This window comes from Lysobacter sp. Soil_N_23, from assembly GCF_057656135.1.
On the sequence record NZ_JBDGKY010000003.1, the window covers coordinates 183186 to 202113 of the forward strand.

15 protein-coding genes are annotated in these 18928 nt (G+C 67.6%); 6 read left to right on the plus strand and 9 right to left on the minus strand.

All coding sequences use genetic code 11. The annotated features are described in order from the left end of the window. Nucleotides 1–368: 368 nt before the first annotated feature. Both AC3A3X_RS04105 and AC3A3X_RS04110 read right to left on the minus strand, forming a co-directional pair. Entirely contained in the window at nucleotides 369–3272 is a 2904-nt protein-coding gene (locus AC3A3X_RS04105; protein ID WP_487581778.1) for a TonB-dependent receptor, read from the minus strand. Nucleotides 3273–3571: 299 nt separating this feature from the next. Further along, nucleotides 3572–4372, minus strand: a complete 801-nt coding sequence (locus tag AC3A3X_RS04110) for a sulfite exporter TauE/SafE family protein (protein ID WP_487581779.1) — start codon at nucleotides 4370–4372, stop codon at nucleotides 3572–3574. 120 nt (nucleotides 4373–4492) lie between these two features. Between AC3A3X_RS04110 and AC3A3X_RS04115 the strand changes: the two genes are divergently transcribed. From AC3A3X_RS04115 to AC3A3X_RS04125, 3 genes are all read left to right on the plus strand, one after another. Continuing rightward, on the plus strand, nucleotides 4493–6535 hold the full coding sequence (locus tag AC3A3X_RS04115; RefSeq protein ID WP_487581819.1) for a lytic transglycosylase domain-containing protein: 2043 nt from the start codon (nucleotides 4493–4495) through the stop codon (nucleotides 6533–6535). Between the two features lie 26 nt (nucleotides 6536–6561). Then, nucleotides 6562–7461 carry a complex I NDUFA9 subunit family protein gene (locus tag AC3A3X_RS04120; protein WP_487581780.1) on the plus strand — a complete coding sequence of 300 codons (900 nt, stop codon included), beginning with the start codon at nucleotides 6562–6564 and terminating at the stop codon, nucleotides 7459–7461. A gap of 125 nt (nucleotides 7462–7586) precedes the next feature. Then, nucleotides 7587–8810, plus strand: a complete 1224-nt coding sequence (locus AC3A3X_RS04125; RefSeq protein ID WP_487581781.1) for a multifunctional CCA addition/repair protein — start codon at nucleotides 7587–7589, stop codon at nucleotides 8808–8810. A gap of 517 nt (nucleotides 8811–9327) precedes the next feature. Here the strand turns inward: AC3A3X_RS04125 and AC3A3X_RS04130 are convergent. The 3 genes from AC3A3X_RS04130 to AC3A3X_RS04140 form a co-directional block, all read right to left on the minus strand. After that, entirely contained in the window at nucleotides 9328–11838 is a 2511-nt protein-coding gene (locus AC3A3X_RS04130) for a TonB-dependent receptor plug domain-containing protein (RefSeq protein ID WP_487581782.1), read from the minus strand. Nucleotides 11839–11985: 147 nt separating this feature from the next. After that, entirely contained in the window at nucleotides 11986–12375 is a 390-nt protein-coding gene (locus tag AC3A3X_RS04135) for a VanZ family protein (RefSeq protein WP_487581783.1), read from the minus strand. 20 nt (nucleotides 12376–12395) lie between these two features. After that, on the minus strand, nucleotides 12396–13574 hold the full coding sequence (locus tag AC3A3X_RS04140; RefSeq protein WP_487581784.1) for a class I SAM-dependent methyltransferase: 1179 nt from the start codon (nucleotides 13572–13574) through the stop codon (nucleotides 12396–12398). 127 nt (nucleotides 13575–13701) lie between these two features. Between AC3A3X_RS04140 and AC3A3X_RS04145 the strand changes: the two genes are divergently transcribed. Next, entirely contained in the window at nucleotides 13702–14442 is a 741-nt protein-coding gene (locus AC3A3X_RS04145) for a pteridine reductase (RefSeq protein WP_487581785.1), read from the plus strand. A gap of 130 nt (nucleotides 14443–14572) precedes the next feature. Here the strand turns inward: AC3A3X_RS04145 and AC3A3X_RS04150 are convergent, their stop codons facing one another. The 4 genes from AC3A3X_RS04150 to tsaD all read right to left on the minus strand — a co-directional run bounded on the left by AC3A3X_RS04150 (nucleotide 14573) and on the right by tsaD (nucleotide 17878). Next, nucleotides 14573–15403, minus strand: coding sequence for a DUF6159 family protein (locus AC3A3X_RS04150; RefSeq protein ID WP_487581786.1), 831 nt, complete (start codon nucleotides 15401–15403; stop codon nucleotides 14573–14575). A 368-nt stretch (nucleotides 15404–15771) separates the two neighbouring features. Then, nucleotides 15772–16254: a 2-amino-4-hydroxy-6-hydroxymethyldihydropteridine diphosphokinase gene (folK, locus tag AC3A3X_RS04155; RefSeq protein WP_487581787.1), complete on the minus strand. Its 483-nt coding sequence runs from the start codon at nucleotides 16252–16254 to the stop codon at nucleotides 15772–15774. Nucleotides 16255–16262: 8 nt separating this feature from the next. Continuing rightward, complete coding sequence (folB, locus tag AC3A3X_RS04160; protein WP_487581788.1) at nucleotides 16263–16616, minus strand: dihydroneopterin aldolase; 354 nt, start codon at nucleotides 16614–16616, stop codon at nucleotides 16263–16265. Between the two features lie 227 nt (nucleotides 16617–16843). Further along, on the minus strand, nucleotides 16844–17878 hold the full coding sequence (gene tsaD / locus AC3A3X_RS04165) for a tRNA (adenosine(37)-N6)-threonylcarbamoyltransferase complex transferase subunit TsaD (RefSeq protein ID WP_487581789.1): 1035 nt from the start codon (nucleotides 17876–17878) through the stop codon (nucleotides 16844–16846). Between the two features lie 190 nt (nucleotides 17879–18068). Here tsaD and rpsU point away from each other — a divergent pair, with 190 nt between their 5' ends. Further along, complete coding sequence (gene rpsU, locus AC3A3X_RS04170; protein ID WP_031371286.1) at nucleotides 18069–18284, plus strand: 30S ribosomal protein S21; 216 nt, start codon at nucleotides 18069–18071, stop codon at nucleotides 18282–18284. A 150-nt stretch (nucleotides 18285–18434) separates the two neighbouring features. Beyond that, nucleotides 18435–18881 (plus strand): GatB/YqeY domain-containing protein, encoded by a 447-nt coding sequence (locus AC3A3X_RS04175; protein WP_487581790.1) that lies wholly within the window; start codon nucleotides 18435–18437, stop codon nucleotides 18879–18881. Nucleotides 18882–18928: the final 47 nt, after the last annotated feature.

Sequence of the window (18928 nt, forward strand, 5' to 3'; positions counted from 1 at the left end):
TGCGCCAGATCGAATCCACGTGCAGAGCCGAGGTCCGCGCTCCCTTCCGTCATCCCCATGATGGAAGTGCAGGTTGCATTGTGATGCCAACCCCACGCGCTTCCAAGCGGCCAATCCCGAAGAGGTGATCGCGGCGTGGACGCTTGCGGTGTCTCAGCCCGCGGCCGCCTCGGCCGGCTCCTCCGCCTTGGCGGGGTAGATGAGCAGATAGAGCAGCACCAGGATGCCCCCCACCGGCGCCAGCAATCTGGCCAGTTGCTCCTGCGACCAGTGACGGGCGGTGCGCAGTTCGGACCGGATCCGGCCCGTTTGCCCTCACCCCAGCCCCTCTCCCGCGAGCGGGAGAGGGGCTCGAGAAGCACTTACCATCAGAAGCGATAGTCGGCGCTCACGTACCAGAACGCACCGGGCAGGTCATAGGTACCGGCGTCGTAGCCGTTGAGCGAGCAGGTCAGGCACACCGGCGGCTCCTTGCCGAAGATGTTGTTGACGCCGACCGTCAGCTTCAGGCCTTCGGTGAACGCATTGGACCAGTTGAACTGCGCATCATTGAACGTGGTCGACCCAAGCTCGTTGAACTCCACCCCGCCCAGGCAACCAGGCGCATTGGCGACGGGCACGTTGTCGCACGACTCCTTCACCGACGAGATGTAACGCAGCGTCCAACCGGCGTTGAAATCGCCCTTGGTCCAACCCAGCTGCACGTTGGTCTGCCATTCCGGGATCGCACTGTCGTCGACCTCGATGCCGACCTCGCGCTGCGAACGGTTGCCGTCGACGTCGATGGCCTCGTAGTCGTTGACGTAGGTCGACTGCAACGAAGCATTCAAGCGGCCCCAGCTCCACTCCGGACCGGCCCAGTTGGCCTTGATGTCCACACCGTCGGTCTTGATCGAACCCAGGTTGTCGAGGAAGTTGTTGGGCGGAAGCAGGTTGCCACCGGCACCGCGGGCGAAAGGCGTGCAGTTGATCGAATTGACCCCGCCCTCGCGCAGACAGGTCGTCAGCAATGCCTGCAGGTCGCGGGCCTGGATCGCATCCTCGATCTCGATGTTGTAGTAGCCCACTTCGAAGTCGAGGCGGTCCGACCACGCCTGATCCGAACCCCAGCTCGGCGCATAGACCACGCCGACGGTCCAGCTGTCGGACGTCTCCGGCTGCAGATCGGGATTGCCGCCGGTGAAGGTGGTGATCTGCGTGTTGGCCTGGACGAAGTTCGGCGGCGCGCCCTGTGCCGCGCAACCTGCCGCCAGGTCAGGCGATGCCGGGCCCGGACGACCGGTCGAACCGCAGGGATCGACCAGCGTCGCGCCGAACTGGGTAAGGCCGAACAGCTCGCCCAGGTTCGGAGCGCGGAAGCCGGTCGAGTAGGTGCCGCGAAGGACGATGTCCTCGATCGGCTGCCAGCGGAAGCCGAGCTTGCCGGTCGTTTCGTTGCCGAAGGTCGAGTAGTCGGAATAGCGGACCGCGGCGCTGACATCGAGGGATGCCAGCAGCGGGAAGCTGAACTCGGTGTAGATCTCGTCCACTTCGTACGAGGCCGACACCGGCGATGCGAACGAGTCCTGCGATTCGCCGGTCTGGCGCAGCGGATCGGGGTTGAAGTCGCCGCGGTAACGACGGTGCTCCACGCCCGCGGCGAAGCCGGCAGTGCGATCGCCGATGTTGAACAGATCGCCGGTGATATTGCCCTGGAACAGGTCCAGCACCTGCTTGCTCGAGTCGATCTGGCGCGTGCGGATGTAGTCGATCTGGTCCTGCGTCATCGGCCGGCCCTGGCCGCCGAACAGATCGAGCGGCGTGCAGCCTGCGACCAGCGCGCAGATCGCCGGATCGCCCAGCGCGAGCTTCATCTTGGCCACGTTGTAGCCGTTGAGGAACTCCTGCGTGGCCTTGTTCTCGGAGTGGGCGTAATTGACGTCCCAGCCGAGCGTGCGGTCGCCGATGCCGAACGTACCGTCGAGGCCGACGTTGAAGTAGGTCGTGTCGACATCCTGGTGGAAGATGCGCGGACCGACTTCGACCGGACGCTTGGTCACCACCAGCAGGTTCGAGTTCGCATCGAGCGTGTAGCCGAACGGATTGAACGGGTTGTCCTGGTGGATGCTGATCGTGTCGGCGATTCCGCCGGTGCCGGCGCCGGGGCCGACGAAGATCGGCTCGGGTGCGGCCTGGTTGGTCGAGGTGCGGTTGTTGTACAGGCCCTTCACGTGCAGGCGGACTTCATCGCTCAGGTCATAGGTGGCGCTGGCGAAGATCGACTTGCGCTTGCTCGGCGTGAGCAACAGGTTGTATGGCGCGAAGTTGAAACGGTCCGGCAGGTCGAACTGGTGGTAGGTGCCGCCGTTGGGGCTTTCGGGATCGAACACCGGCGTGGTCGTGCCGTTGTTCAAGGTCATGTCGTACCAGTTCGCGGTGTCGGCATCGCAGCCGCCGACGCCGGTGGTCGCACGGGTCGGATCGCAGAAGAAGAAGCGGCCCTGCGGAATACCCGAGCTGCCGCCGGTGACGCCGGTTCCCGGCGTCGGGAACCGCGACTGCTCCCAGCTGCCCGATTCGATTTCCTGCTGCTCGAAATAGCTGGCGGTGAAGATGCCCGACCAGCGCTCGCCGCTGCCGCCGATGGTCAGACTGGCTTCGGTGGTCTCGCCGCCATCTTCGTACTCGCCGTAATAGGCATGCACTTCGGCGCCGTCGAACTTGCGGCGGGTGATGATGTTGACCACGCCGGCGATGGCGTCGGAACCGTAGATCGCCGAGGCGCCGTCTTCCAGCACTTCGATGCGCTCCACGATTGCCAGTGGAATGGTGTTGAGGTCGGCGCTGCCGCTCACACCCGAGGCGGAGGACTCGTTGACCCAACGCACGCCGTCGACCAGCACCAGGGTGCGCTGCGAACCGAGGTTGCGAAGGTCGACCTGGGCCGAACCGGCGCCAATGCCGCCGCCGTCGGGCGGATAGCCGAAGTTGCCGGACGAGTTGAACTTGGCGTTGAGCGCCTTGCCGCTCGAACTGAGCTGCTGCAGCAGGTCGCCCACGCTCTGCAGGCCGGTGGCCTCGATCTTGGCGCGGTCGAGCACGTACACCGGCTGCGCGGTGACGACGTTGGTCTGCTTGATGCGGCTGCCGGTGACGGTGACCGTGTCCAGGGTCGTGGCCGATCCGGGCTGCGCGGGTGCCGCCGCATCCTGCGCGGCCGCGAGACCAGGCAGGCTGAGCAGCAGTGAAAGTTGTATGGCTCTGGTGAGGGACTGCCGGCGTAGTGCTTTCATCGGACTCTCTCCAAAAGAAGAAAAAATCAGGCTGAACAGCTGTACGCGCCCACCCCCCTACAGGCGGCGTCCCTGAGTTGTAAACAATTCGTAAAGCCGCCACAAGCGGCAAAGAGTCAGCGTCACTTTCGGCACGGTGGGCCGAAAGGGCCGGAATTTCGGGCGTTGTGGGCCATCAGCACCCGAATTCCAAACCGTCTGAGCGACTTCGGTATGGAAACTCGGCGCGAAACTGGGATCCGTCGCTCGTTTCGTTGAGATGCGCGGGACAGGCCGTACGTCGGGAGGTCGAGAATCGATCAGCCGCCGAGCACCAGGCTGGTGCCGACCAGGGCGAGGAAGCCGGCAAACACCCGCTTGAGGGTGTCGCCGGGCAGGCGGTGAGCCAGTCGCATGCCATACGGCGCCGACAACACCGATGCGGCCGCCACGCCGATCGCTGCCGGCAGGTAGACGTAACCGATCGCATGCTCCGGCAATGCGCCGGCGGGCGCGTGCAGCGCATAACCGATCGCACTGGCCAGGCCAATGGCGACGCCGCAGGCCGAGGAGGTACCGACCGCGCGCACCGGCGCGATGCCGCGCCAGACCAGCAACGGCACGGTCATGCTGCCGCCGCCGATGCCGACCACTGCCGATACCGCACCGATGCCGATGCCGGCTGCCGTCATCGCCGCGCCGGTCGGCGCCGGCAGGTTGGCATCGGCCTTGCTGCGGCTGCGACCAAAGGTGAGCTGCGCTGCAGCGAGGAAGCAGTAGCCGGCGACGATCCAGCGCAACACGCTGTCGTCCACGCGCACCGCCAGGCCGCTGCCCAGCCAGCCGCCAAGCAGCAGCCCCGGCACCATCCACGCCACCGTCGGCCACAGCACGCTGCCGCGCGATGCATGCGCGCGCGCCGATGCCGCCGCGGTCAGGACGATGCTGGCCAGCGAGCTGGCCAGCGCCGCATGCATCGCTGCCTCCTTCGGAATGCCCATGCCCGGCAGCAGCCACGCGAGTGCCGCCACCAGCACCAGGCCACCGCCCACTCCGAGCAGACCGGCGAGGACGCCGGCGATGCAGCCGAGCGCGAGGAAGATGAGCAGTGCGGTGATCATTGGACTCCTTGAGAATTTTCTTGCAGACGACAACGGCAACTGACTGCATCGCACGTCGCGGCGACGGCCACTTCACAACGCTGGGCTATAGTCCCACGCATGCTCCCCCGCCCGTTCACAATCGTACTCGCTGCGTCCATTGCAGCGGTTGCCGCGACTGCCTGTGCACAGAGCACCGCAGCGGCACCGCCGGTGCAATTGCCCGCATTGCCCAAGGCCACCGTCGATCCGCAACTGCCACGCGTGCGTGCCGCGCTGGAGGCGGCCGAACTGGGCCGCTTCGACGGCGGCCAGTTCGCCGACATCCAACGCCATCCGCTCTACGGCTGGGTCGAGTACGCCAACCTGCGCCGCGACATCGACAATCTCGGTGCCAGCCAGGCGCAGGCGTTCCTGTCGCGCTACCGCGGCCAGGCCGTGGCCGAATCGTTCCGCGAAAGCTGGCTCACCGCGACCGCACGCCGCCAGGACTGGGCATCGTTTCTTGCCGCGTGGAGCCCGCAGATCAAGAGCCCGGCACTGCGCTGCGGCGAACTGAGCGCACGCCAGGCGCAGGGCCGCACCGATGCCCAGTGGACGAGCGATGCACAGGCGATCTGGCGCAGCACCGGCAAATCGCTGCCGGACGAATGCGACGCGCCGATGGCGGCGCTGGCTGCACAAGGCGGCCTTACGCCGGAACTGCGCTGGGAACGCATCGACCTGGCCGCCGCCGAATGGCAGCCGGGCGTGATGCGCGCCGCCGCACGCGGCCTGCCCGCCGATCAGCTGGCCCTGGCCAACGACTACGCCGCCTTCCTCGACGCCCCGCACGAGCGCGCGCTGACCTGGCCGAAGACCGCGCGCAGTCGCGCCATCGCCTCGCAGGGACTGGCGAAGTTCGGCAAGGCCTCGCCGGCATCGGCCGAGGCGATCCTGCCGCGCTATGCCGATGCGCTGGGCCTGAGCGACGAAGAGAGCGGTCGCGCGCTGTACCAGATCGCGCTTTGGTCGGTGGCGTCGTACGAACCCGATTCGGCGCGCCGCCTCAACGCCGTGCCCGAAGTCGCCTACGACGTGCGCCTGCACGAGTGGCGTGTGCGCGAGGCGATGGCGCGCTCGGACTGGCCGGCCGCGCTGGCCGCGATCAACAAGATGGGCGCCAAGCAGCGCGCCGACTCGCGCTGGATGTATTTCGAGGCACGACTGAACGAGCGCGCCGGCAGCAAGGCCAGTGCCGACCGCCTGTACCGCGAGGCGGCGAAGAAGCCCGATTTCCACGGCTTCCTGGCCGCCGACAAGCTCGACCTGCCCTATGTGCTGTGCCCGTGGCTGCCCGATGACAGCGCCTCGGCGCAGGCGGCGATCGCGCGTGATCCGGCGATCGTGCGGGCGATGGGACTGTTCCAGATCGATCGCGTCGGCTGGGCGGTGCGCGAGTGGGACGATGCACTGTCGCGTTTCAACGACGAGCAGCGTCGCATCGCCGTGGAGGTCGCGCAGGGCAATGGCTGGTTCGACCGCGCGGTGTTCTCTCTGGGCAAGGGCAATGCCGACGAGCTGCGCCTGTACGGCCTTCGCTTCCCGCTGCACCACGAGGCGACGATCCGGCGCGAGGCGGCGAGCAATCGCCTCGATCCGGCCTGGGTCGCGGCCGAGATCCGTGCCGAGAGCGTGTTCTATCCGCGTGCGCGCTCCAGTGCCAATGCGATGGGGCTGATGCAGATCCTGCCGGGCACCGGCGCCGGCGTGGCCGGCCGCATCGGTCAATCCTGGGGCGGTGCGGAAAGCCTCTACGATCCGGACACCAACATCATTCTCGGCACCGCCTACCTGCGCGAGCTGCTCGACAAGTACGGCGGCCAGCCGTACCAGGTGATCGCCGGCTACAACGCCGGGCCGTCGCCGCTGTCGCGCTGGCAGTCGCAGCGGCCGGGCATGGACCCGGACTTCTGGATCGAGACGATCAGCTACAAGGAAACCCGCGAGTACGTGGCCCGCGTGCTTGCCTTCAGCGTCCTCTACGACTGGCGGCTCAACGGAGACGCGGCCAGGGTCAGCGACCGCATGCGCGGTCGCGCCGACGGCAAGCGCACGCAGTTCGTCTGCCCGCAGCCGGCATCGCCGGCCGCACCGGCGCCGGCGCAAGCGCCCGCCCAACCACGGCGCCCATCACAGCGCTGAAGGCCTTGCGACCTTAAACTCGCGGCATGGCACAACGTCACGTCGTCGTCCTGGGTGGAACCGGTTTTGTCGGCCGGCATCTCGTCGCGCGCCTGTTGCAGGGCGGCGACCGCGTCACCGTGCTCAGCCGTGGCGTCGACGCCGGCAAGCGTGCGCTGCGACCGCAGGGTGCGAGCCTGATCGAGGGCGACGTCAGCGACCGTGGCTTCCTGTCGGCCGTGCTCGACGACGCCGATGCCGTGATCAACCTGATCGGCATCCTCAACGAGAAAGGCGATCGTGGCGACGGCTTCGAACGCGTCTTCGTCGGCATCACCGAGTCGCTGATCGCGGCGATGAAGGACATGGGCGTGCGCCGCCTGTTGCAGATGAGCGCGCTCAACGCCGGCCACGGCGACAGCCGCTACCTGCAATCACGCGGCCGCGCCGAACAACGGGTGCGCTCATCGGGTCTCGACTGGACCGTGTTCCGGCCCTCGGTGATCGCCGGCCCCGGCGATGGCCTGTTCTGCCGCTTCGACGGCCTGCTGCGATTCGCCCCGATGCTGCCGATCGGCCGCGCCGACGCCCGCTTCCAGCCGGTGTGGGTCGGCGACGTGGTCGAAGCGTTTGCGCGCGCACTCGATGACCGCCGCAGCATCGGCGACAGCTTCGATCTGGTCGGCCCGGACGTGATGTCGTTGCGGCGCATCGTGCGCCTGGCAGCGCGTGGGCGCGGCCGCTATCGCGTCGTCCTCGGCCTGCCTCAGAAGCTCGGCCAGCTCCAGGCCAGCATCGGCGAGTTCATCCCGGGCAAGCCGATCAGCCGCGACAACTGGCGCTCGCTGCAGCTCGACTCGGTGAGCTTCGAGGATGGGCTGCGCAGACTCGGTATCACGCCGACTGCGATCGAGCCGAAGCTGCCCGAGATACTCGCCGGCTGCTGACCTGGAACGATGCCGTCATCCCCGCGAAGGCGGGGACCCAGTGACGTTGTCCTGAACGTGACGAAAGCAAAGTCCCTGGGTTCCCGCCTTCGCGGGAATGACGGGCAATGGCTAAGATCACTCGCATGAAGACCTATCTAGTCGGCGGCGCCGTCCGCGACCGCCTGCTCGGCCTGCCGTCCGGCGACCGCGACTGGGTCGTCGTTGGCGAGACACAGGCCTCGATGGAGGCGGCCGGTTTCCGCGCTGTCGGCCTCGACTTCCCGGTGTTCCTGCATCCGCAAACCGGCGAGGAGTACGCGCTGGCGCGGACCGAGCGCAAGAGCGGTCGCGGTTACCGCGGCTTCGTCGTCGATGCCGATCCCTCGGTGACGCTCGAACAGGACCTGCAGCGCCGCGACTTCACCATCAACGCCATCGCCCAGGACGAACACGGCCAGCTGGTCGATCCTTACGGCGGCGCGCGCGACATCCAGGCGCGTGTGCTGCGCCATGTCGGGCCGGCATTCGCCGAGGACCCGCTGCGCGTGCTGCGTGCCGGGCGCTTCATGGCCCGCTTCGCACCGCTCGGCTTCACCGTCGCGCCGGAAACGATGGTGCTGATGCGCACGATGGTCGAGTCCGGCGAGCTGTCCGCACTGGTGCCCGAGCGCGTCTGGAAGGAACTGCGGCGCGCGATCACCAGCGCGGCACCGTCGGCGTTCCTGCGCACCCTGCACGATGCCGGCGCGCTCGCCGCGGTGCTGCCGGAGGTCGATTCGCTGTACGGCGTGCCGCAGCGCGCAGAGTTCCACCCCGAGGTCGACACCGGCATCCACATCGAGCTGGTCTGCGACATGGCCGCGCGACTGGCGCCCGGCGACGAGCTGATCGGCTTCGCCGCGCTCACCCACGACCTCGGCAAGGCGCTGACGCCCGCGAGTGAGCTGCCGCGTCACGTCGGCCACGAACATGCCGGCGTCAAGCCGCTCAAGGCCCTGTGCGAGCGCCTCAAGGTCCCGACCGAACACCGCCAGCTCGCCGAGGCTGTGTGCCGCGAGCACCTCAACGTGCATCGCTTCGACGAGCTCAAAGCCAAGACCGTGTATGAGCTGATCACGCGTTGCGATGGCTTCCGCAAACCCGCGCGCATCGCCCAGTTGGCCATTGCCTGCGAGGCCGACAAGCGCGGGCGCACCGGGCACGAGGGTGACGACTATCCGCAGGGTCGCGCGCTGCGCAAGGCGCATGCGGCGGCGATGGCGGTGCGCGCCGATCAGGTGGCGGCGGGAATGAGTGGGCCGGCGGTGGGCGAGGCGATGCAGAAGGCGCGGATTGAAGCCATCGCTGCGGCGACCGGGAAGCGCTAGAAGCGCGAGCAAAAGCGCCCTCATCCGCCCTCCGGGCACCTTCTCCCGCGAGCGGGAGAAGGGACTGCTTAAGCCCTTCTCCCGCTTGCGGGGTGAGAGGACACAGCTTGCGAGCCATTGGCTCGCGTGTCCTCGAACGCCCGAGCGCTATGCGCTCGGGCCGGGGTGCGGGTTGGGGTGAGGGCATGACGGCGAAGCAACGTCACTGGGTCCCCGCCTTCGCGGGGATGACGACATAGAGCCCCTCTCCCGTTTTACGGGAGAGGGGTTGGGGTGAGGGCCGCCGAAGACCGGGAAACAAAGCGCCGAAGCGTCGTCCGCCGGGCCGCAGACGCAAGCCCAACGCGCAACAGCACCAGCAAAGTTCAGGACGACAAGCTGGGAAGACCCCACAAAAAGCAACGCCGGGCGACCTCCCCGTCGCCCGGCGTTTCTCTCCCCTTTCGGTTCCTTGGATCCGCAAGCGGAGCCGGCCCCGCAAGGCCGACTCCCCACCACCGGGCGTCAATCAGGCTGACTAGAACCGGTAGTCGAAACGGACGTAATAGCTACCGCCGTTCATGCCGAACGGCATCGTCTCCCAACCGTACTTGAAGCCCAGCTGCGGGAACGGTGCACCGGTCACAGGATCCCACTTGTCCGGGTACTGATCGAAGATGTTGTTGCCGCCGACGGTCACCGCCATCGAGTCATTGATGGCATAGCGCACCTGCGCGTCGAACAGCCACTTGCCGTCCCAAGTCTGCTTGATGCCCGGCGTGAAGCCCTCGCCGGCGACCGAGCCGTAGTAGTTGGCGCGGCCGGTCAGCTGCCACGGACCGTCTTCCCAGATTCCCTGGAACACATGGTGCGCGCCCGGCTGGCCCTCTTCGAGCAACGTCACCTGGGTGTCGTCGAACAACTGCGTCGGCGACAGGATCGGCGACTGCGAACGGCGCGAGCGCACTTCGGTCTCGTTGAAGTGCACCAGCGCCGTCAGGTTCAGCGTGCTGCCGCCGGCGAAGGTGGTGTTGTGGTTGACGGTCAGGTCGACGCCGGTGGTGCGGGTGTCGATGGCGTTGGTGAAGAACAGCACCTGGCCGACGCCGATCGGGTCGAGGATGGCGTGGATCGGACAGTTGCTGTTGTCGGCCGCGCAGGCATTGCCGTCGGTACCGACCGACTCGGGCGCGATGTTGCTGGAGAAGATGATGCGATCGTCGATGTCGATCTGGAACACGTCCAGGGTCACCGACAGGCGGTCATTGGGCGTATAGACGAAGCCCAGCGTGCCGCTGGTCGAGGTCTCTTCCTGCAGCGGTTCGATGCCGAACGCACGCGTGACGTCGCTGTCCTGGCGCGCGGTCAGCGTGTCGGTCAGGATGCCGTCGGCGTTGAGGTTGGTCGAGCGCTGGCTGTAGAACAGCTGCTGCACGCCCGGGGCGCGGAAGCCGGTCGACAGCGTGCCACGCACGGCGAAGGTCTCGGTCGCGTCGAAACGCGCCGACAGCTTGCCGGTGGTGGTGTTGCCGAAGTCGGAGTAATCCTCGAAGCGCACCGCCGCGCCGAGCAGGAACTTCTCGCTCAGGTTGGTTTCGGCATCGAGGTAGACCGCCCAGCTGTCGCGACCGTCATCGACCGCTTCGGTCGGCGAGAAGCCCGGGAAGCCCTGCATGCCCGGCTGGGCGATCTCGCCGGTCTGGCCGACGATGACGATGTCGCGGTCGTTGTTGCGGCCATAGGTGTACGACACCGGATCGCCTGGACGGATCTTGTAATCGTCCTGGCGCCATTCCAGGCCGGTGGCCAGGTACAACGGCGTGCCGCCGATGCCGTCGACATAACCGCTGAAGTCGAGGTTGAACGTGGTCTGGTCGCTCTGCAGCTCGCCGGTGTCGGCCGAGGTCGGCGAGGCGCCGAAGATCGCGCTGTTCGGGTCGGCCGGATTGATCGGCTCGTACCACCAGCTGACGTTGACCGAGTTGCCTTCCTCGAATCCGAACTTGTTGCGCGCGGTGACCACCGACACGTCCCAGTCCCAGCGCTCGTTGATCGGCTGCTTGAAGCCGACCGCGATCGAAGCGTCCTCGACCGTGGTCAGGATCTGGGGCAGGAAACCATCGGGATAGAGGTCCGGTACGGTGCGGTTGTCGCCGGCACTGCGGAAGAAGCCCGACGAGTCGCCCTCGCGCTTGGAGGCGCCACCGAACAGGTACAGCTCGCCACCGGCCAGCGGCAGGCCGCTGTTGAACCACAGGTAATAGTCCTTGGCATCGGCATCGCCCAGGCGCTGGGTCACGCGCGGCGGATCCACGCGCAGGCTGTCCGGACCGGCGCGGTTGGTCTCGTTGCGGTTGCGCGCTTCGGCCGACAGGTTGATGAAGCCGTCGCCACCGACCTTGAAGCCGGTGTTGACCGAACCGTGCAGCATCTCGCCATCGCCGGCGTAGTACTGCGAACCTTCCACCGAGATGTCGGTGTGGTCGGTCTGTTCCTTGAGGATGATGTTGATCACGCCGGAGATGGCGTCCGAACCGTACTGTGCCGCGGCGCCGTCGCGCAGCACCTCGACGCGTTCGATCGCCGACACCGGGATCGAGTTGATGTCGGTACCGGCCGAACCGCGACCGATGGTCTGCTGCACATTCACCAGCGCCTGCTGGTGGCGGCGCTTGCCATTGACCAGCACCAGCACCTGGTCCGGACCCAGCGCGCGCAGCGTCGCCGGACGCAGGATGTCGGTACCGTCGCTGACGAAGGTGCGGGAGAAATTGAACGACGGCTCCAGCATCTGCAGGATCTGGCCGAGCTCCATCGCGCCGGTGGCGTTGAGCTCTTCCTTGCCGATGACGTCGACCGGTGCGGCGGTGTCTTCGGCAGTGCGGCCGCGCACGCGCGAGCCGGTGACCTGGATGCGGTCGAGGGTGGTGGCCTCGGAACGGACTTCGGCCGAGGTGGGTTCCTGGGCCAGGACGGCGGGGCTGAACAAACTGGCGGCCAGACTGGCCGTGACGGCCAGGGCCAAACGATTGCGGGTAATGGCAGGCATCTGTGGTTCCTTCACTCAGGGTGGGCGGACTCCCCCTGTTGAGCCCGCTCCGAGCTTTAACCATCTCTTAACCTTTGCGCAATACCCTCACTCGCCTTGCCGTGTTTGCCGTGATGGCGATCTTGTCGCCACTTGACGGCGGTCACACTATCGAAACCGGGTTTCCAGCCATTGCAGACCCCGCGAAACCGGGGTGGCGGCCAGGATCAGCCCGGCCAGCACACCCAGGGAATTGGCCAGGGCGTCGGCCGAGTCGGCCTGGCGGGAGGCGGTCAGGGCGCCCTGGGCGATTTCCAGACCGACGCCCAGGGCAATCAATCCAGCCGCCATCAGCGCCTGTGGCCGCCGCCGCTCGATCAGCATCACCCCGTAGGCGCTCAGGACCAGATAGGCGAAGAAGTGCTCGAACTTGTCGACGCCGTCGAACGGCGGCGGCGGCAGGTCCGAGGCAGCCAGCAGCGAGGTCACCACCACCGCCGCGATCATCAATAACCACACGAGCAGCCACAGCCAAGGCCAGCGCAGGTCCCGCAGCAACTTCGTCCCGGGCGGTCGCGTCACAGGCGGAAGCTCAGGTCACCGGCAAGGAAGGCCGCGCCGAACTCGACGCCCTTCTCGAAGCCCATCACCTGGAAGCGCTCGCCCATCTCCGACGGCAGGGTCAGGCGCTTGACCTCCTGGGTCCGGCGCAGGCGCTCGCCTTCGTCGGCGATGCGCTCGATGCGCGCGAGCACACCGGCCAGACCGTTGCCGAGCAGGAAGCTGGCCTGCGAGCAGTAGCCGGCGAAATCGAAGCCGGCCGACACGCCAGCTTCGGCCAGCGCGGTGAAGTCGACCGACGCGGTCAGGTCCTGCAGGCCCGGCCACAGCAGCGGCTCGTTGTGCATGCGGTGGCGGTAGAAGGCGCGCAGCGTTCCGTCGTTGCGCTCGGGCAGGTAGTACTCGCTGCGCACGTAGCCGTAATCGACGAACAGCATCGCGCCGCGGCGCATGCCGCCGGACACCGCCTGCACCCAGTAGGGCAACTGCGGCAGCGTCTCGGAGCGGAAACCGGGCTCTAACTCGCGCCCGAGGTTGCGTTCGAGGTGGCGCACGGCATTGCCCAGGAACGCGTCGGCCGGGCGCAGCACGCGGATCAGCGCACCGTCCTCGATCGCCACATGCTCCTCGTAGACCTCGCCGGCCTCCATGGCGAAGCGCGGCGTCGGCAGGGCATCGATGACTTCGTTGGCGAACAGCACGCCGTCCCAATCGTCGTTGAACGGCGCGTCGAGCCATTCGACCAGTTCGAACAGTGGTGGCGTCAGGCGCTGCTGCAAGCGCTCGCGCTGGCGCTCGCGCAGCTGCGCGCTGGGTTCGAGGATGGCGTAGCGGTCGGGCAGCGCATCGAGTTCCATCAGGCGCTTGAGGGCGACCTCGGCGAAGGCGCCGGTGCCGCCGCCCAGTTCGAGGAAGCGGCCGCCCGCACCGATCTGCCGCAGGACCGGGGCGAGGCTTTCGGCGACGCAGGCGGCGAAGATCGGGCCGATCTCGGGCGCGGTGACGAAGTCGCCGCTTTCGCCGAACTTGCTGGCGCCGGCGCTGTAGTAGCCCAGGCCGGGCGCGTACAGGGCCAGCTCCATGAAGCGCGAGAACGGGATGGCCCCGCCGTTGCCGGCGATCTGGGCGCGGATGAGGGTGTCGAGGCGGGCGCTGTGCGCCAGCGCGTCGGCGTCGGGGGGAGGCAGTGACGACATGGACGCGATTATCCCCGACTGCCCGCAGGAAAGGCGCTGCCCACGTAGGAGCGAGCTTGCTCGCGAAAGCTCGCCCCCTAGCAACCCCGGTTCGCCAGCACCCCGCCACCTGCATAGAATCGCCCCCATGCCAGCCCCCCGCCCCGTCGCCCTGATCACCGGCAGCGCCAAGCGCATCGGCGCGCAGATCGCGCGCACCCTGCACGGCACCGGCTACGACCTCGCCCTGCACTACCGCAGCTCGCGCGCCGACGTGGAGGCGTTGTCCGCCGAACTGGAAGGTATCCGCGCCGGCAGCACGCAGCTGTTGCAGGCCGACCTGGGCGAGTTCGACCGCCTGCCGGAACTGGTCGCGCAGACGGTGGGCCGCTTCGGCCGGCTCGACGCGCTGGTCAACAATGCCTCGAGTTTCACCCCGACCCCGCTCGGCACGGCGACGCCGGCGCAATGGGACCAGGTCTTCGCCAGCAATGCGCGCGCACCGTTCTTCCTCGCGCAGGCGGCCGCGCCGCACCTGCGCGCTGCGCACGGCGGCATCGTCAACCTCACCGACATCTACGGTGAGCGTCCCTTGCGCGGGCATTCGCTGTACTGCATGGCCAAGGCGTCGCTGCTGATGATGACGCGGTCGCTGGCGCTGGAGCTGGCGCCGGAGGTTCGGGTCAACGCGGTGTCGCCGGGCGCGATCCTGTGGCCGGAAGAGTCGGCCAATGTCGCTGCACAGGAGGCGATGCTCGGCCGCACACCGATGGGCCGTACAGGCACGCCGGCGGAAGTCGCCGAAGCCGTGCGCTGGCTGCTGGTGGATGCGCGCTACAGCACCGGGCAGGTGCTGCATCTGGATGGTGGAAGGCTGCTGAACGCTTGAGCCCCCTCTCCCTGGCGCTTCGCGCCTGTCCCTCTCCCACAAGGGGAGAGGGCAAGACAGCTACTCCCCCTCTCCCCTTGTGGGAGAGGGACAGGCCACGAACGTGGCCAGGGAGAGGGGACGCTCCGGTTTACTTCGCCGCGAACGCCTGCTCCAGGCGCAGGCTCTGGAACTCCGGCGGCGTCTCGCCCTGCGTCGCGTAGCGGTACAGCGCAGCCGAGTAGATGCCTGACAGCGCCGCCTGGTAGACACCCAGCAGCAGCAGCGCGATCACGAACACGATCACGATGGCCACCGCCAGGCCAATCGACAGCTGCGCGGCGACGAAAGCGATCAACGCACCGACCAGCCCCACGCCGATCATGATCAGGCTGAAGGCCAGGCCGATGCCGACATTGCCGATGGCGTTCTCGCCCCAGGTGTGGCGCAGCAGGCCGGCGCTCTTCTTCAGCGCCTCGAGCGGACCGATCTCCTCGCTGACCAGCACTGGCGCGACCAGGAAGGTCGCCAGCGTCCACGCCGCACCCAGGCCGCTGCCGAGCATGCGCACGAGGAAGTTGTTCTCCTTGTTGCGCAGCGCCTGCAGCAGCATGCCCACCGTTGCCGCGATCGCGGCATAACCGAGGATCGCCGGCAGTCGCGCCTTGGCGGCGTTGAGGCCGTCAGCGAGCGTGGGATCGCCGCCTTCCAGGCGGATCATCGCCGCGCCGACCAGGGCGCAGTTGAAGAAGATGATCACCGTGTACTGGCAGAAGTAGAAGATGAACATCCAGACCATGCCGGTCACGCCGAAACCGTGCTGGAAGATGCGCCAGCCCAGCATCGGCACCATGAACGTCGCCAGCACCACCAGCGTGGCCAGTGCCGACACGATCGGGAAGATCATCAGTTCCTTGTCCGAGCGCAGTACCGCCGCACTCGCCTTGACCAGCTCCCAACTGCGCGAGAACTTCTCGAACATCGCAATCCCCTTGCCGTCCCCCATGGACCGAGAGCGCATCCTCGGGCCGGGCGGCGGCGAGGGCAAGTGGGGTGGGGGCGAAAACCGGACGGCCGACCCATTTGCTCCAGAGGATTCCCGCGGAATCTCCTCTCACCTCGTCATTCCCGCGAAGGCGGGAATCCAAGGTCGTCGTCTTGTTACCCGTCATTCCCGCGAAGGCGGGAACCCAGCGTCGTTGGCTTTTGCCGCCATCGGCAGTCGGTTCTGGAAGCCGGAGCAAAGTCGCTGGGTTCCCGCCTTCGCGGGAATGACGGTTGAAAAAGGCTGCCGGGTAAAAAAGCGACGTCCTTGGGTTCCCGCCTTCGCGGGAATGACAGTGTCGGGGGTTAGAGCGGAACCGCCTCCCACACCGCGCCATGTTCCGGATGCACCGCCCAAAGCTGCGCCAGCGTCTGGCCGCTGCCGGGCACCACCACATCCGGCGCGATCTCCGCCAGCGGCCGCAGCACGAAGGCATGCTTGAGTTCCGGACGCGGGATGCGCAGGTTGCCGGCGCCTTCCAGCACACGGTCATCGAACAGCACGATGTCGATGTCGAGCGTGCGGTCGCCGTAGCGCGGACCGCTACGGTCGCGACCGTGCAGGTCTTCCAGTTCGTGCAACCAGGTATTGAGCGCCTGCGGTTCCAGGTCGGTGGCGATGATCGCCGCGGCGTTGTGGAAGTCGGGTCCGTCGAAGCCGACGGCGCGTGTGCGATACACCGCTGACAGCACAACGTCGCCGAAGCGCTCGCGCAATGCCACGACCGCGGCGCGCAAGTGGTTGGTGGCGTCGACGTTGCTGCCGAGGCTCAGGTAGGCAAGGCTCATGCGCGACGTCAGCCCGCCGGACGGACGATGGACACGCCGACCGCGCGCGCACCGCGCACCGCGCCGGGTTTGCTGAGCTTGAGGCGGACCTGCTTGACGCCGAACTCTTCGATGATGATCGCCGCCACGCGCTCGGCCAGCGTCTCCACCAGGCCGAAGTCCGACTGCGACACGTAGTCGACGATGCGCTTGCTGACCGCCTTGTAGTTGAGCGTGTCCTCGATGGCATCGCTGGCCGCCGGGACGCGGTTGTCGAAGGCCATCTCGATGTCGAACACGAGTGGCTGGCGGATGCGCCGCTCCCAGTCGTAGATGCCGATCAGCGCCTCGATCTCGAGGCCTTCGATGAAGACGTGGTCCATGGGGGCAATGGCCGGAACGGAATCTGGGGTGGGGAATGTAGCGTTGTCGCGCGGGAACTGCATTCACTCAACGTCATCCCGGCGAATGCCGGAAACCAGAAGGACTCTACCGCCGTCATCCCGGCGAACGCCGGGATCCAGGTCGAAGCGTCGGACAGTACGGTCACCGTGAATACAAGGCCTGCCAGCCTGGATCCCGGCGTTCGCCGGGATGACGGGAGCGGAGGTTACGGCGAACCCACCACGTCCAGCGTCGCCATGTCCCACCGCGGCGTCACCCGCACCGCCAGGTCGCCATGCTGCCCGGCCTGCAACCGCAGCGCACCGGCGAAGGCGATCATCGCCCCGTTGTCGGTGCAGAACGCCGGCCGCGGGAAGCTGACGCGGCCGCCGCGCTTGCGCGCCATCTCCTCCAGCCGCGCGCGCAGACGCTTGTTGGCGCCGACGCCGCCGGCCACCACCAGGGTCTCGCAGCCGGCCGCATCCAGCGCCCGCTCGCACTTGATGGCCAGGGTCTCGACGACCGCATCCTCGAAGCCGCGGGCGATGTCGGCGCGGGTCTGCTCGGCCTGGTCGCTGTCGCGCCAGGCCAGCAGCACCTGGGTCTTGAGGCCGCTGAAGCTGAAATCCAGTCCGGGCCGGTCGGTCATCGGCCGCGAGAACCTGAATGTCCCCGGCCGGCCCTGTTCGGCCAGCGCGGCCAGTTGCGGCCCGCCCGGGTATGGCAGGCCCATCAGCTTGGCGGTCTTGTCGAAGGCCTCGCCGGCGGCATCGTCCAGGGTCTCGCCGAGCAGGCGGTACTGGCCGATCGCCTCGACGTGGACCAGCTGGGTATGGCCACCGGAGACCAGCAAGGCCACGAACGGCGGCTCCGGGCGACCACGCCCGGGGTCGTCCTCGAGCAGCGGCGCCAGCAGGTGGCCCTCCATGTGATGGACGCCGATCGCCGGAACGTCCAGCGCCCAGGCCATCGAGCGGGCCACGCCGGCACCGACCAGCAGCGCCCCGACCAGGCCGGGGCCGGCGGTGTAGGCGACGCCGTCGAGGTCGGAGGTGGTCATGCCGGCCTCGGACAGGGTCTGGCGGACCAGCGGCAGCAGCTTGCGGACGTGGTCGCGACTGGCCAGCTCCGGCACCACCCCACCGTACTCGGCGTGCAGGGCGATCTGGCTGTACAAGGCATGCGCGCGCAGACCGGTGTCGGTGTCGTAGACGGCCACACCGGTCTCGTCGCAGCTGGTTTCGATGCCTAGGACTTTCAAAGGTCGGGTTCCGGGGGGATTGGAATGTGCCGGCAGCGCCGATAGAAGCGGTTCCGGACTGAGGTCGAGGGTCAGAGCTGGGACCTGAGCCCTTGATGGGGGAACCATGTTGCACCTTCAAGGCAGCCATCGCTATAATGCGCGGCTCTTCCCCGGCCTGCCCGGGCCGGTTCCCGAAACGAGATTACGTATGCCCAGCGTCAAAGTCCGCGAAAACGAGCCTTTTGAGTTTGCTCTGCGTCGCTTCAAGCGCACCTGCGAGAAGGCCGGTGTCCTGGCCGAGACCCGCAAGCGCGAGTTCTACGAGAAGCCGACCCAGGAACGCAAGCGCAAGGCCGCCGCAGCGGTGAAGCGCCAGGCGCGTCGCGCCTCGCGCGACGTGACCAAGCGTCAGCGCCTGTACTGATCGCCCCAGCGGGCCCCGCGCAACGCGCGGACCCGTCACCGAGCGCATCACACAAGCCGGCCGCGCCCATGCGCCGCCGGCTTTTTGTGTTTCCGAGTTTTTACCTCGCGTCGCCCCAACCGGGCCGGCGCCATGCCAGGGAGCAGCCCGATGAGCCTCAAGACGCGACTCACCGATGACATGAAGGCCGCGATGAAGAGCGGCGACAAGCACAGCCTGGGCGTGATCCGCCTGATCAACGCCGCCATCAAGCAGCGTGAAGTCGACGAGCGCATCGAGCTCGACGACACCGCCGTGATCGCCGTGCTCGACAAGATGGTCAAGCAGCGCCGCGACTCGGTCAGCCAGTACGAGGCGGCCAACCGCGAGGACCTGGCCCAGGTCGAGCGCGAGGAGATCGTGGTGATCGAGCGCTACGTGCCGGCCAAGATGGGCGAGACCGAGATCCTGGCCGCGATCGACGCCGCCATCGCCGAGACCGGCGCCACCGGCCCGGCCGACATGGGCAAGCTGATGGGTCCGCTCAAGGCCAGGCTGGCTGGTCAGGCCGACATGGGCCTGGTGTCGGCGCTGGTGAAGAAGCGCCTGGCGGGCTGATTGCTCTTGCCCCTCCCCCTGCAAGCAGGGGGAGGCTGGGAGGGGGT